The following is a 14,963-nucleotide window of genomic DNA, read 5'->3' as shown; positions in this document are numbered from 1 at the left end:
TTGAACACTCCCTCAATACCCAGTCACTGGCAAACGCAAGATTGTCACTGTTAGCCAACATAATCCGCAACGTGTTGTTTCGCGCCCAGTATAGCTAAAGCCCAAACCCAGCTCCCGAGCAGCTAAAAAAGCCCAGCCACCCCCGAATGACTTACTCTCTACTAACAGCGATTGTGCCAGTGAATCTTTGTTGTTTTTTCTGTGGTTAAAGTGTTGACAAACACCCCATAAGCTCGCCTTTTTGGTGCCTCACAACACCTATATAACGCTTACTTATCCACAACAAACTCACAGTAACTTTTTTATAATATTGGAAAAACCGTAAGGGCATCAATAATATACAAATCCACTGAACATCTCAATGGCGCCGTAGCCTGTTCTTTATCGACCTGTGGATAAGTTTGAACAAAAACTGTGTATAAGTTGTTATCAGCCTGTGACCATTGGCACTCCCTTAAGGCTCGGTCCCAGCCAACGTAAACTTCTATCGCACCTGCCAATTAAGGAACTAAGGAGCCCAAGATCGCAAAGTCTTGCTTCCTTTTATATAGGGCCAACTTAGCAACAGCACAGCATGGTGATTCTCTGTTATCAGGCATTGCTATTGGAGCGGCTGTCCTCTAAAATTCGCGATCCAATTTTTATGCCGCAGATGCCGTGCCACCACGGGGTTTGAGGTGGTGGCGACACGCGATATCGATAGTCGGCGCGTCGGAGTAATCGCACGGTGGGAATGGGCGTCGCTTGGTCGACCTGCTTCCCGGTTTAATTTTTAATATTCAATGGATGCAACATCATGAAACGCACTTTTCAGCCCAGTAACTTGAAGCGTGCCCGCACCCACGGTTTCCGCGCACGCATGGCAACTAAAAACGGCCGCAAAGTCATTAATCGCCGCCGCGCCAAGGGCCGCGCTCGCCTGTCTGCGTAACAGGTAGCCTGGGGCTTACGCTGGCGAGGCTGTGAATCATCGATTCGGAAAATCTCTTCGACTGCTCAACGCCAGCGACTACCAAGCGGTATTTGATCAATCCCGCTTGAAGGTATCCAATGCGGAACTGCTGTTTTTAGCCAGACATAACTCTTTGCCTCATCCCCGTTTGGGGTTGGTTATCGCCAAACGCAATGTGCGTCTGGCGGTAGAGCGGAACCGTGTTAAACGCGTCGTGCGGGAAACATTTCGACAGCAACAACATCATTTAGTCGGAATTGATGTTATTGTTCTCGCCCGGCGCGGTGTCGACAAACTGGACAACCAGCGCCTCCACGACATGTGCCTATCACTATGGCGGCAGCTGGAAAAACGCGCGGAGAAACAACTCCGCCGGCGGGGAGAATAACCATCATGCGGCGGTTACTTATCGCTTGCATCAACGTGTACCGGCTCTTTATCAGCCCTTTGATTGGCCCGCGATGCCGGTTTTATCCCAGTTGTTCTAACTATGCTGTCGACGCCATTCAGCAGCACGGCGCTGCTCGCGGTACACTGCTGAGCGCCAAACGCATTCTGCGCTGCCATCCTTTTCATCCCGGCGGCTACGATCCAGTGCCGCCCTGCTGTGACCACCACACCACTTCCACCAGGCCAGTAAGCCATGATTGATATCCAGCGTTATCTCCTTATCGCCGCCATTGCCGCGCTGTCGTTTATGTTGCTGGTAGAGTGGCGCAATTTTGATCCCCAGGGCCCTCTGGCCACAGCCAAAACTGTGCAAGTGGACGACAGTGCTGCCGGCTCGGCAGCGACGCCTGAACAACAGACCCTCCCCAATAGCGGCGATGTGCCGAGTCTCGACAGCAGCAGTGATCAGCAAGCTGTTGCAGACGCCGTTACAGACTTGGAAGAGGGCGACACCCACAGCATAGTGACCGTGGATACTGACGTGCTGTCGGTAAAGATCGACACCCACGGTGGCGATATCGTTTTTGCTTCACTGGACGAGTACAGCAAAGAGCTCAACTCCGACAGTAACTTTGTGCTTCTTGAAAACAACCCCCAGCGCCAGTTTGTGGCCCAGAGCGGCTTGATTGGCCAAAACGCCACAGATACTGCCCAGGGTCGGCCACGCTATAGAGCCAGCAGCAGCGAATACACCCTGGGTCAGCAAGACGTTCTCAATGTCGATCTGCACTATGCGTATAGCGATGACATCACCATCACCAAGCGCTTCCAGTTTAAGCGCGGACACTACCTGGTAGACGTTAAATATCTGATCGACAACCGCAGCAACGCACCCTTTAACGCTGCCTTCTTCGGTCAGCTTAAACGGGACAACAGCGACGACCCAGGTACCAACGACGATGGCGGAATGTTCGCCATGAAACCTTATCTGGGCGTCGCGTATGCCAACAATGACGATCTCTACAACAAGATCAGTTTTGACAAAATGCGCGACAAACCCCTGAAGCAAAGTGTCGACGGCGGTTGGATCGGGGTTGTCCAACACTACTTCGTCAGTGCCTGGGTGCCCAATCAGGAGGCGCAAAACCAACTCAGTACAGTAGTGACCAATGGCGGTAACAATATTGCTCGGGTTACCAGTCCTTCAGTAACCGTTGCTGCCGGCAGCCAGGGTGAATTTGGCGCCAGCCTGTATTTGGGCCCCAAAGACCAATACCGGCTGGAGGAAATCGCCCCTGGTCTGGATCTGACCGTAGATTACGGCTGGCTGTGGTGGATTGCCCAGCCCTTGTTCTGGTTGCTCACCCAAATCCACAATCTGCTGGGTAACTGGGGTTGGTCTATTGTCGGCGTTACCGTACTGGTCAAGGCAGCCTTCTTTCAGCTCAATGCCAAAGCCTTTAAGTCCATGGCCAATATGCGCAAAGTACAACCCAAGCTTATGGAAGTGCGCGAACGCTACGCCGACGACAAGCAAAAGCAGTCTCAGGCAATGATGGAGTTGTACAAAAAAGAGAAGATCAATCCCCTGGGTGGTTGTCTGCCCATGCTGGTGCAAATGCCCGTGTTTATCGCTCTTTACTGGGTATTGATGGAAAGCGTCGAGCTCCGCCACGCGCCCTTTATGCTGTGGATTGAAGACCTCTCGGCAATGGATCCCTACTTTGTCTTGCCCGTCATAATGGGCGTGTCGATGTTTATTCAGCAAAAACTGAATCCGCCGCCACCCGATCCAATGCAGGCCAAAGTAATGCAATGGCTGCCGATCATCTTTACCTTCTTCTTCCTGTTCTTCCCGGCAGGTCTGGTACTGTACTGGGTAGTAAACAACTCGTTGTCTATCGTTCAGCAGTACATTATTACTAAAGGCATTGAGAAGGCGGAACAAGGCAAGGCCTGATCTCGCCATGAGTCGTGCCACCGACACTATCGCTGCGATAGCCACGCCGCCAGGAAAAGGCGGCGTCGGCATTGTGCGGGTTTCCGGACCCGGGGTCGGTGACATCGCCCACACTATTCTGGGAATAAATCCTGAACCCCGTCGCGCCCACTTCTGCGCCTTCTCCGACACTATTGACCAGCAGCGCCAGGTAATCGACCGGGGTATCGCCCTGTATTTTCCCGGTCCTCACTCCTTTACTGGCGAGGATGTGTTGGAACTGCAAGGCCACGGCGGTCCCGTCATTATGGACTGGCTGTTACAGGCTACCGTCAGAGCCGGTGCCCGGATGGCTCGACCCGGTGAATTCTCGGAGCAGGCCTTTCTCAATAATAAGATCGATCTGGCCCAAGCTGAGGCCATCGCCGATTTAATCGACAGCGCTTCCCAACAAGCCGCACGCCAAGCACTGCGTTCCCTGGACGGCGAGTTCAGCCAGCGCATTCACAATCTGGTAGAAAGCACCACAGTGCTGCGGATGTACGTTGAATCAGCCATCGATTTTCCCGAGGAAGAAATCGACTTTATCGGCGATGGAAAAGTGGCCACCGATCTTGAAAATCTCATCACCCAGGTCGACCAGGTCTTTAAATCGGCCCGGCAGGGCAGCTTACTGCGCGAGGGCATGACGGTGGTGATTGCCGGTAAACCCAATGCCGGTAAATCCAGCCTCCTCAACGCACTGGCAGGCCGGGAGTCTGCCATTGTCACCGATATTGCCGGAACCACCCGGGATGTGCTGCGGGAAAATATCCTTATCGACGGTATGCCTCTGCATATTGTCGATACAGCCGGCTTACGGGACAGCGACGATCCGGTAGAAAGCGAGGGTATACGGCGGGCGTGGACGGAAATTGATAAGGCGGATCGGGTACTACTGGTAGTCGACAGCCAGGAAAGCTGGAAGGGGGAGCTAGCTGAAGCTCTGCCAAAAAGCCTGGAAAAACTCGCCAACATGAACAATCTCACGGTTATCCACAATAAATGTGACCTCAGCGGCAAGCAACCGGGGATGTCTTCCGGCGCAATTACGGAAATAGCGCTGTCCGCCAAACAAGGCATTGGCATCGACTTACTCCGCCAACATTTGAAAGACTGCGTTGGCTTTCAGGACAGCGACGGTAGCTTTACCGCGCGCCGGCGCCATCTGGATGCCCTGGAACTGGCACAAACGCACCTCCATCAGGGGCGGGACCAGTTACAGGCTTACCAGGCCGGCGAACTGCTGGCTGAAGAGCTGCGCCTGGCCCAACAGGCTCTGTCTGAAATCACCGGTGAATTCAGCTCAGATGACCTGCTGGGACGTATTTTCTCTAGTTTTTGTATCGGTAAATAACACTGCAGACCTTTGCCGGAAGCGAATACCATCGCTAGACTGTCTTTAACCCTTTAGGCTGGGAAGCTCCATGTCCTACCGCTACCTATCGACAATTGCCATTGCCATTAGCCTGTCTGCTCCCAGTCAGGCCGAGTTCTGGGACAGTGAGTCACTGCCCATGGTGCTTACCCCGGCGCGGCTGGAACAGAGTCGCAACGACGTCCCTGCCAGTGTCAGTGTTATTGACCGGGCGATGATCTCAGCGTCGGGGATTCGCAAAATACCCGAATTGTTTCGCTTGATCCCCGGCACCTTCACCGGTGCCAGAGATGGTTGGAATCACGTCGTCAGCTACCACGGCACCAACTACCGTGAATCCCGCCGCATGCAGGTGTTGATCGATGGCCGATCGGTATACCAAGCGGGTCTAGCCACCGTCGACTGGAATGATATCCCTATCACCATTGAGGATATCGAGCGTATTGAAGTGGTTCGCGGTCCTTCCACCGCAAGCTACGGTGCCAATGCCTTTCTTGGCGTCATAAATATTATTACCCGCCACCCGGCAGACACCGAAAAGCTTATGTTGACGGCCAAACGCGGGAGCCTCCACATTGAGGACTACCGATTGGCGGGTAGCACTGAATTAGCTGGTGGCAATCTCCGAATTAGCGCTTTGAGTCGCCGGGACGACGGTTTTGATCACAAGCGGGACAGCAGTGTCACTCGCCACGATAGCGATAATTCCGATCTGATTAATTTTCGATTTGACCGTCAGTGGCGGCAATTCAACCTTATGCTGAGCGGCGGCTACAAAGACGGGGTAACCAGTGATGACGCCAACGATTTTGATATCACTCGGCCCAATAGCGAGGTAGAGGATCACTTTTTTAGTGCCAAACTAGCCTGGGAGCTCTCGCCCCGTCACAGCCAACACCTGCGCTTTGACTACTCATCCCAGGATCATGATCAACGCTGGGATGTGGCCTACCCACCGGAATTTCTCGGTTTACCAGCGTCCACAGGCGACCTTATTGTCGCTACCACCGACCTCAATGTGGAAAACAGCCGTCGGGATGCGGAGTTTCAAGACACCATGGTATGGAGTGACACAGTCAAGACTGTGGCCGGTATCCACATCAAAGAAGATCGAGCCAAATCCGCGACCTTCTACGGCGGCGCGGTGCAAAACAGTAGCTATCAAGCCTTTACCAACGTAGAAGTTAAATTATCAGACCATATCACCGCCAATATAGGTGGCTCACTTGAACACGACGAGAATGTCGGCGGTGACCTTACTCCACGCTATTCGCTGCACTACCATGTTCAGCCAGGCCAAAGCTTTCGCGCAGTCTATTCTGAAGCCATCCGCACACCGGATCTATTGGAAACTTCGGCAAATTGGGTTTACACGGGAAAAGTAAAGGAACCGGAAGCCCTGCGGGGCGAGAAACTGACGCTAGACTGTGCCAGTGGTGACCCAAATCTCGACCCCGAGCGGATTCGCTCTCGGGAATTGGGCTACTTTGGTAACTTCCCCAAGCTTGGCCTACAGTGGGATGTGAAAGTCTTTTACGACAGCTTGGACGATCTCATATCCGATTCTCTCTCCTGCGATGGCTTCTCGCCGGATAACGACAACTATCTCAACCAGCGAGGCGCGGAAACTGAAATTGACTATCGGCCCAACCCAGATTGGCTGGTGCATTTCGCTTACTCGTATATAGAATCCAAAACCAACCGCAACAACGAGCGCACCTTTACACCTCAAAATGCGGCGAGTCTGTTGGTGGCTTACCACTTAAACCCCAGAACGCAATTATCCATGGCCCACTACTACACCATGGCTACAGAAGGGCGTAGGATTCAAGACAACGAATTTTTCCGCAGCGATATAAAAGTGAACTACCGGCTGCCAATAGCAGACCAACAGTTAGAGTTTTCGTATATCGCCCGATTCCGTCACGATGACAACAGCGAGCTTCTGGCTGACAACATTTACGATGAGGATATTCACCATCTTCTAGTCATTAGTTTTCGGCTGTAGGATCAAACAATAGGTCAGGGATGAATCTGTCACGCTGGGTAAGAGGCTTAATTACCGGCAGCGCAATGCTGCTGGCGCCCCTCTTTTGTCTGGCAGACGACGGCCGCCCGGTCATCGATTTGATACTCCCAGTCGACAACGCGCCACTTCGCGAATTTGCCACTCAGGTTCAAACTCACAATCGCGACTACGACGTGCGGCAGTTTATTCAGGCACCCCCACCACAGGCAGAGCAGGGGGATATCCTGGTTACCGTGTCAGACAGTTTGCTGGAGGTCATTGCCGGTGAGGACTACCCGCAGAAAGTCGCTCTTTATGTTAGCGAAACCGCTTTTCTGGACCACAAAGCGCCGGGCGTTTCAGCAGTCTACAGCAATCAACCACTCCGTCGTCAGCTCGCTCTGACCTCCGCCATTTTGGATCAGCGGCCAGCCAGAATTGCCGTACCATACTTGAATCCGTATTTCCTGGAAAATCTTGCCACTGCGATTACCCACTACCCTCATCTGAGCCCCAAGGTTGAAGCGGCGTCCGCCGATCGCCCCACCGAAGTGATCAATCGACTGATCCAGCAAGTCGACGTACTCCTGGCCACCCCGGAAATCGAGATTTACAACGCCGATACCATTCGCTCAATTCTGCTGAGCAGCTACCGCCATCGCACCATGGTTATTGGCCCCAATGAAGGATTTGTCACCGCCGGTGCACTAGCGTCTGTGGTATCACAGCCGGTTCACTATGCACTGCAACTCAACACAATTTTAAAAACGGCAAAAGAGACAGGCGCAATGCCTCCCGCTGATTATCCTCGGGAGTTCGACGTCGCCATTAATGGCAGCGTGGCCCGGTCCCTGGGACTGTCGCATCTCAACGCTGAATTACTCAAAAAACGCATACAGGACAGCTTGTCCAGGAGCGGGCTATGAAACGCTTGCGGATATGGCGTCCTCGTTCTTTGTTCTCACAAATCCTGTTGGTGGGTATCACCCCCACACTGCTGCTATTTTTCGCTTTATTTAGCTACTCCTTGGGGGCACGGCTAAGCGATGCAAAACAGTATCAGATCGATATCGGTCACCGAACTGCCGAGAACATCGCTGCGGTTTCAGAACTGGCACTGATCAGCGGCAACGACGAACAACTCGAGGAGATTCTCCAATCGGTAATGAGCGACGATTTGATCGCCATTTCAGTTTACGATATCCGCAATCAACGAACGGTGTCGGTTACAAACGACAGCCAGCAGCACGGCACCATTCGCGTAAAAAAGAATATTGTCCAACGCCAGATACCAGTGCGTGACGCCATAACCGGAGAAGTACTCAGCGCTTCGGGTCCATCGGAGATTTTAGGTACCGTCAGCGTGGTACTCTCTGATGCCGCCTTACTGGGAATTCAGCGGCAAATCACGTTGGTATCATCGGCAATCGCGCTGCTGAGTTTCCTGTTATGTGGGCTATTGGCAGCCATCATCAGTCGTCGCTTCTCCCGCCCATTAACGGAAGTCCAGTCCGTAACTAAAAAAATCGCCGGGGGAGATACCCAGGCTAGAATCCACGTCGTTGGTGAGGGCGAACTGGGTGAACTCCAGGCCCATATCAACACCATGGCAGAGAGTATTGCCGAGCAAAGGCAACGCCTCGAACAACATGTCAAAGAGCTTGAGGTGGCTAAAGCGGGCGCCGAAGAAGCCAACAATGCCAAAAGCCTATTTCTGGCCACAATGACCCACGAATTGCGCACACCGATGAATGGCGCACTGGGCATGTTACAGCTACTGGCCGGCACACCCCTGAATAAAGAGCAGCAGGAGTATGTCGCAATAGCCCGCTCTTCCAGCGAACACCTACTGGACATCGTCAACGATATCCTCGACTTCTCTAAAATAGAAAAGGGCGAAGTCAAATTAGAAGAAGCCTATTTTTGCCCGGCGGTCTTGCTGGGTCAGATGCTGGAACCATTGCGCTTGGAGGCCAATCGCAAAGGCCTAGAATTCACCACCGACAGCAATGAGGACCTGGAAAATATCGAGATTCTCGGCGATGAAACACGCTGCCGACAGATACTGATTAACCTGTGTTCCAATGCTGTTAAGTTTACCCACAGCGGCAGTATCGAGGTGGTTTTAAGCGGCCACATACACGCCGACAACCGGATCGACCTGACCTTGGAAGTAACTGATACCGGCATCGGTATCGCCCCTGAACATCTCCCACATATTTTTGACCGTTTTCGCCAGGCTGACAGTGCCACTACCCGACAGTACGGCGGCTCTGGACTCGGCCTGGCCATCGTTCATCGAATCTGCGAGCTGATCGGCGGGGATCTGAATGTCCGCAGTGAACTCGGTGGTGGCAGTAGCTTTACACTGCATTGGCAAACCCAGTGTCGCCCCCGTCAGGTATCCCGCAACAGTGGCGACGAACAACAGGTGTCACTGAGCGGACACCGGGCGCTGGTGGTGGAAGACAACCCCATCAATCAAATGCTGGTGGCAAGCACCTTGCGCAAAGCCGGTATGAGCGTGTCGACAGCCAATAACGGCCGGGAGGCACTGGAGATACTGGATACTGACGCGGTAGACATCGTGTTGATGGACCTGCAAATGCCAATAATGGACGGTTTTGCCGCCACAAAAGCGATTCGACAAACGTGGTCAAAAAACGACCTGCCAATATTGGCCTTAACCGCCAACAACCTGGAAAGCGATCAAAAGCGCTGTTTTGCAGTAGGTATGAACGACTTTCTGATCAAGCCTGTCACCTTGGCCTCTCTTAAAAAGAAAATTGCCGAACAGCTCAATTTGTCTTCTTAAGCTCGACCACACCCTCTCCCTGCCCAAATTACCGAGAAAATACACCCGGAAATCTGTGTATAAGTCAGGAGATAATCACCGTACAACTGTCTAAACGGCGGTGTTCAACCACTGGGTAACTTGGCAGTTTTCCACAGAGCTAAAAAAATGGCGAAGTTATCCACATTTCATCCCAAGAATGTGCCCAGCGAAGTGACAGCTTATTTGTGGATAACCACCAGGGTTATACACCACAACAAATTCCTGTAAATCAATAAGTTAACTAACTTATCAACATAAACCCTTGTCGCTAGTAGTTACAACAAACATAAAAACATAGAGATATATCAACATATATTAATATTCTATTTTATATATTCTTATTGCGTTGATTAAAATTTCATCAATTTCTTGAAGCCCTTGGGGATACACGTATAATTTCCGCCTCATTTCATTTGCCAATCTACGCAGGTGCACCGTGCAATATCCGCAGCAATTTGACGTCATCGTGATCGGTGGAGGTCACGCCGGCACAGAGGCCGCGCTGGCCTCTGCACGAATGGGCTGTGCCACCCTGCTTTTAACCCATAACATCGAGACCCTGGGTCAGATGTCCTGCAATCCGGCTATTGGCGGTATTGGCAAAAGCCATTTGGTCAAGGAAATCGACGCCTTGGGCGGCGCAATGGCCACGGCCACCGATCTGGGCGGCATACAGTTTCGTGTCCTCAATGCCCGCAAAGGCCCAGCTGTACGGGCCACGCGAGCCCAGGCAGACCGGGTTTTGTACAAAGCGGCAATTAGGGAAATTCTGGAAAACCAGCCCAACCTGTCCATCTTTCAGCAGGCTGTAGATGACCTGATTATTGACAACGATCAGGTGTTGGGCGCGATAACTAACATTGGCTTGCGGTTTATGGCGAAAACAGTGGTTCTTACTGCCGGGACATTCCTGGGGGGTAAAATCCACATTGGCCTGGACAACCACAGCGGTGGACGTGCAGGCGATCCGCCGGCACTGGCACTGGCCCAGCGCCTGCGGGAGCGGCCCTTCCGGGTGGATCGGCTGAAAACCGGCACGCCGCCACGCATAGACGCCAAAACTGTCAACTTCGACGGTCTAGAGCAGCAGTGGGGTGACGATCCCGCTCCGGTGATGTCCTTCGTCGGCCGTCGGGATCAACACCCGCGCCAAGTATGTTGCTGGATCACCCACACTAACGAGCGCAGCCATGACATCATTCGCAGCGGTCTGGATCGCAGCCCCATGTATACCGGGGTGATTGAGGGTATTGGTCCCCGCTATTGCCCGTCGATCGAGGACAAGGTCCACCGTTTTGCCGATAAAACCTCCCATCAGGTGTTTATCGAGCCAGAGGGGCTCAATACCCACGAACTCTACCCCAATGGCATCTCCACCAGCTTGCCTTTTGATGTGCAGCTGGATCTGGTGCGCTCCATCAAGGGTTTTGAAAATGCCCATATGACTCGTCCCGGTTACGCTATCGAGTACGACTTCTTTGAGCCCCGGGACCTCAAGTCATCGCTGGAAACCAAATTTATCGACGGCTTGTTTTTTGCCGGTCAGATCAATGGCACTACCGGTTACGAAGAGGCCGCCGCCCAGGGATTGCTGGCCGGTGCCAATGCGGCGTTGAAAGCACAGGACAAAGACGCCTGGTGTCCCCGCCGGGACGAGGCTTACATCGGTGTATTGGTGGATGACTTGATTACCATGGGCACCAAAGAGCCTTACCGCATGTTTACCTCCCGGGCGGAATATCGCCTGTTGCTGCGGGAGGACAATGCCGACGGCCGTCTTACTGAAAAAGGTCGCGAATTGGGTCTGGTGGACGATCAGCGCTGGGCTGCATTTTGTGAAAAACGCGAGCAGATCGAACGGGAGCGTCAGCGGCTGGCCTCCAGTTGGGTACAGCCCAACAGTGCAGCGGCTGATAAGCTGGCACCCAAATTAAACAAACCCTTGGGCCACGAATACAACCTGCTGGAACTGCTTAAGCGCCCGGAGTTGGGCTATGGCGATGTAGCCCATCTGCTGGATGACAGCGTGTCAGTCAGCGAGCAAGTGTCTGAGCAGGTAGAGATCGACGTCAAATACGCCGGTTATATTCAGCGCCAGAACGACGAAGTGGAAAAACTGCGCCGCCACGAGGAAACCCCACTGCCGGTGGATTTCGATTACACCGTCATCGAGGGCCTGTCCAACGAGGTTAAGCAAAAGCTGATCGACACTCGCCCCCAGACTCTGGCCCAGGCCTCGCGCATTCCCGGTGTCACCCCTGCGGCGGTGTCCCTGCTGCTGATTACCCTGAAAAAACGCGGCATGCTGGACAGGAAGTCGGCCTGAGTGGCGGCGCTGGAAGACAGTCTCGATCAGGGCCTGAGGGCGTTGGGGCTAGAGATTAGTGCTGCGCAGCGGGATGGGCTGCTGGCCTACCTCGATCTGCTGCAGCGTTGGAACCGCGCCTACAACCTTACCGCCGTGCGCGACCCGCTGGAGATGGTGACCCGGCATCTGCTGGACAGCCTTAGTATCGCTCCCCACATCAGTGGCCAGCGGTTTTTGGATGTTGGCACGGGCGCCGGGCTGCCGGGCATCCCTCTGGCGATTTTGTTTCCCCAGCGCCGCTTTGAACTGCTGGATAGCAATGGCAAGAAAACCCGGTTTCTCATCGATGCCCGCCAGCGCCTTGGGTTGAACAACGTGGTGGTGCACAGCACCCGGGTGGAGGCCTTGTCCGACGAGGTCGGCTTTGATGGTATTTTGTCCCGGGCCTTTGCGTCGCTGGCAGACATGGTCGCCGGCTGTCAGCATTTGCTGGCTGAGGGGGGCAAAATGTACGCCATGAAGGGTCAGTATCCAGAGCAGGAGTTGAGTCACCTGCCAAAACGCTTTATCGTCGAGGGCTGTCATTCTCTTCATGTTCCCGGCATCGACGAGGCGCGCCACCTGCTGGTGCTGTCTCACTCCGATACCGGGTCGCCGTAACGGCGCGATCACTAGGGGCGTTACCTGTGGCCACGGTATTGGCAATCACCAATCAAAAAGGCGGTGTCGGCAAGACCACGACCAGTGTCAATCTGGCGGCGTCGCTGGCGGCCACCAAGCGTCGCGTGCTGCTTATTGATCTCGACCCCCAAGGCAATGCCACCATGGGTAGCGGGGTGGATAAAAATGACCTGGAGCAGTCAGTCTACGATGTGCTGGTTGATGGCGCCGCTATCGCCGCCATTGTGAAGCCCGCGCCGGAAAGCGGTTTTTCCGTACTGCCAGCCAATCAGGATCTCACTGCGGCAGAGGTGGAACTGATCAATGAAATCGGCCGGGAATTCCGACTGAAAGAAGCTTTGGCCGCAGTGCTGGCTGACTACGATTACATTCTGATCGATTGTCCGCCCTCACTGAACATGCTCACCGTCAACGCGCTGGCGGCAGCGGATGGGGTGATTATCCCCATGCAGTGCGAATATTACGCGCTGGAAGGATTGTCGGCTTTGCTCAATACCGTTAACCGAGTCAAACAACTGATTAATCCGGACCTGGAAATCGAGGGCATCCTGCGCACCATGTACGATGGCCGCAACAGTTTGACCAACCATGTCACTGAAGATCTGCGTCGCCATTTTGGCGATCAGCTCTACAGTACGGTTATCCCCCGCAACGTGCGTCTCGCCGAGGCACCTAGCCACGGCTTACCGGTGCTCTACTACGATAAGCAGTCTAAGGGCGCCTTGGCTTATCTGGCCCTGGCCGGAGAATTGTTGCGCCGCGCCGCGCAAAAACAGGGCGATATGGAAAACCAGCAACACGATCCACAGCAGACGGAACACATTCATGGCTAAAAAACGCGGACTGGGACGCGGCCTCGATGCCCTGTTGGGCGCGCAATCCACACCGGTGGCGGTGGCGGAGCAGGCCTCAGGCGAGACTGCCAGTGTTGCTGTGCCCGCTGCCAGTCCTGCAGCGGAGGCCAGTGAGAACGACGGCGGTGTCGAGGGAGAGCTGCGCAACCTGCCAGTAGAATTTATGCAGCGGGGCCGCTACCAACCGCGGCGGGATATGCACCCCGATGCCCTGGAAGAGCTGGCCAACTCAATTCGCTCCCAGGGCATTATGCAGCCCATTGTTGTTCGTCGTTTGGCCCAGGACCGCTACGAGATTATCGCCGGTGAGCGCCGTTGGCGCGCTTCGCAGCTGGCCGGTCTGGAGTCGGTGCCCGCACTGATTCGGGATGTCGCCGATGAAACCGCGGCGGCGATGGCATTGATCGAAAACCTGCAGCGCGAAGATCTCAACCCCATGGAAGAGGCGCTGGCGATGCAGCGTCTGCAACAGGAATTTGAGCTGACCCACGCTGAAATTGCCAAGCTGGTGGGCAAGTCCCGGACCACCATCACCAATCTACTGCGCTTGACCGGCTTGCGGGAAGACGTGCAAAGGCTGCTGGAAAATGGTGATATAGAAATGGGTCACGCCCGGGCCATTCTCGGTCTGGGCACTGACAAGCAATCGTCGGCAGCGGCCACCGTGGTCAGTCGTGGGTTGTCGGTGCGGCAAACGGAAGCGCTGGTGCGGCGCATTGTCGACGACAAAGGCACCGAAGCCACCAAACCAAAAGTGGATCCTGACATTCGTCAACTTCAGGAAAGCCTGTCCGAAAAGGTCGGCTCACCGGTCAGTATTCAACACGGCGCCAAAGGGAGCGGTAAGCTCACCATCAAATACAGTAACCTGGATGAGCTAGAGGGAATACTCGCCCATATCAAATAGCTTATTTAGTAGTAAAAGCGCCCAGCTACTACCGTATGTAGTATTTTAGACAGTGGTGTTGATTACTGAGCGCTAAGCGATTGAAACTGGGCTATAAATCGGCCGGGTAAATATTACCTGCGGGGTGGCTTTGGCGCTAAAATCGGTTGATCCTTAGCCAGTGAAACGTCTATAATTCGCCCCGCTTTTTGGACATGCAGTGTTAGCGCTGCACTGGCTATATGCGGTGGGTGATGACAGCACAGCAGCGAGAAAGCCGTCGGCTGTCGACCAGGCTGGTAAACACAATCCGGCCGCCCCTGCTAAAAATTTACGGTGTGCAGTGCGTTCTCGTGATACTGGCCAGTGTCATGGCACTCCCCTCGGGCAGAGATAATGCACTTTCTCTGTTAATCGGCGGACTGATTTCCGTTGTACCCAATGCGTATTTTGCTCGCCAGGCATTTCGCTATGCCGGTGCGGCGCACGCACGCAAAGTGGCCTCGTCCTTCTACCGCGGCGAGGCGGGTAAATACGCCGTCACTTTGGCGGGCTTTGCGACAGTATTTGCGTTCTACGAGACGCTGAACGAATTTATATTGCTGGCAGCGTATCTGGTAATGCTGCTGCTCAACATTCTGCTAGTGGCTGTGTGGCGACCCCGCAGCGCGGAATGACAACGAATTTATTAG

Annotated in this window: 13 protein-coding genes; all 13 read left to right on the top strand. The window is 54.0% G+C overall.

Features of this window, described 5'->3' with window-relative positions; translation table 11 throughout:
• The first annotated feature begins 796 nt into the window (after positions 1-796).
• The gene (gene rpmH, locus I6N98_RS18500) at positions 797-931 is read left to right on the top strand and encodes a 50S ribosomal protein L34 (protein WP_198569793.1); all 135 of its coding nucleotides are present in this window, start codon (positions 797-799) and stop codon (positions 929-931) included.
• A gap of 31 nt (positions 932-962) precedes the next feature.
• The gene (rnpA, locus tag I6N98_RS18495; RefSeq protein WP_198569792.1) at positions 963-1,340 is read left to right on the top strand and encodes a ribonuclease P protein component; all 378 of its coding nucleotides are present in this window, start codon (positions 963-965) and stop codon (positions 1,338-1,340) included.
• Between the two features lie 5 nt (positions 1,341-1,345).
• The gene (yidD, locus tag I6N98_RS18490; protein ID WP_232787411.1) at positions 1,346-1,603 is read left to right on the top strand and encodes a membrane protein insertion efficiency factor YidD; all 258 of its coding nucleotides are present in this window, start codon (positions 1,346-1,348) and stop codon (positions 1,601-1,603) included.
• Positions 1,596-3,302, top strand: a complete 1,707-nt coding sequence (gene yidC / locus I6N98_RS18485) for a membrane protein insertase YidC (RefSeq protein WP_232787410.1) — start codon at positions 1,596-1,598, stop codon at positions 3,300-3,302. Before yidD ends, yidC begins: the two co-directional genes overlap by 8 nt.
• A gap of 7 nt (positions 3,303-3,309) precedes the next feature.
• Positions 3,310-4,677: a tRNA uridine-5-carboxymethylaminomethyl(34) synthesis GTPase MnmE gene (gene mnmE / locus I6N98_RS18480; protein WP_198569790.1), complete on the top strand. Its 1,368-nt coding sequence runs from the start codon at positions 3,310-3,312 to the stop codon at positions 4,675-4,677.
• 70 nt (positions 4,678-4,747) lie between these two features.
• Entirely contained in the window at positions 4,748-6,706 is a 1,959-nt protein-coding gene (locus I6N98_RS18475; RefSeq protein WP_198569789.1) for a TonB-dependent receptor plug domain-containing protein, read from the top strand.
• Positions 6,707-6,726: 20 nt separating this feature from the next.
• Positions 6,727-7,632 (top strand): type 1 periplasmic-binding domain-containing protein, encoded by a 906-nt coding sequence (locus I6N98_RS18470; RefSeq protein WP_198569788.1) that lies wholly within the window; start codon positions 6,727-6,729, stop codon positions 7,630-7,632.
• Positions 7,629-9,521: an ATP-binding protein gene (locus tag I6N98_RS18465; RefSeq protein WP_198569787.1), complete on the top strand. Its 1,893-nt coding sequence runs from the start codon at positions 7,629-7,631 to the stop codon at positions 9,519-9,521. The genes I6N98_RS18470 and I6N98_RS18465 overlap by 4 nt, the downstream gene beginning before the upstream one ends.
• A gap of 457 nt (positions 9,522-9,978) precedes the next feature.
• On the top strand, positions 9,979-11,868 hold the full coding sequence (gene mnmG / locus I6N98_RS18460) for a tRNA uridine-5-carboxymethylaminomethyl(34) synthesis enzyme MnmG (RefSeq protein WP_198569786.1): 1,890 nt from the start codon (positions 9,979-9,981) through the stop codon (positions 11,866-11,868).
• Complete coding sequence (gene rsmG / locus I6N98_RS18455; protein ID WP_198569785.1) at positions 11,869-12,510, top strand: 16S rRNA (guanine(527)-N(7))-methyltransferase RsmG; 642 nt, start codon at positions 11,869-11,871, stop codon at positions 12,508-12,510.
• 26 nt (positions 12,511-12,536) lie between these two features.
• The gene (locus I6N98_RS18450; protein ID WP_198569784.1) at positions 12,537-13,364 is read left to right on the top strand and encodes a ParA family protein; all 828 of its coding nucleotides are present in this window, start codon (positions 12,537-12,539) and stop codon (positions 13,362-13,364) included.
• Positions 13,357-14,292, top strand: coding sequence for a ParB/RepB/Spo0J family partition protein (locus I6N98_RS18445; RefSeq protein ID WP_198569783.1), 936 nt, complete (start codon positions 13,357-13,359; stop codon positions 14,290-14,292). Before I6N98_RS18450 ends, I6N98_RS18445 begins: the two co-directional genes overlap by 8 nt.
• Positions 14,293-14,513: 221 nt before the next feature.
• Positions 14,514-14,948: an ATP synthase subunit I gene (locus I6N98_RS18440; RefSeq protein WP_420496973.1), complete on the top strand. Its 435-nt coding sequence runs from the start codon at positions 14,514-14,516 to the stop codon at positions 14,946-14,948.
• Positions 14,949-14,963: the final 15 nt, after the last annotated feature.

The organism is Spongiibacter nanhainus, assembly GCF_016132545.1.
GTDB classification, from domain to species: domain Bacteria; phylum Pseudomonadota; class Gammaproteobacteria; order Pseudomonadales; family Spongiibacteraceae; genus Spongiibacter; species Spongiibacter nanhainus.
The sequence above is the reverse complement of the archived record's forward strand: the minus strand, read 5'-3'. Positions and strand labels throughout refer to the sequence as shown.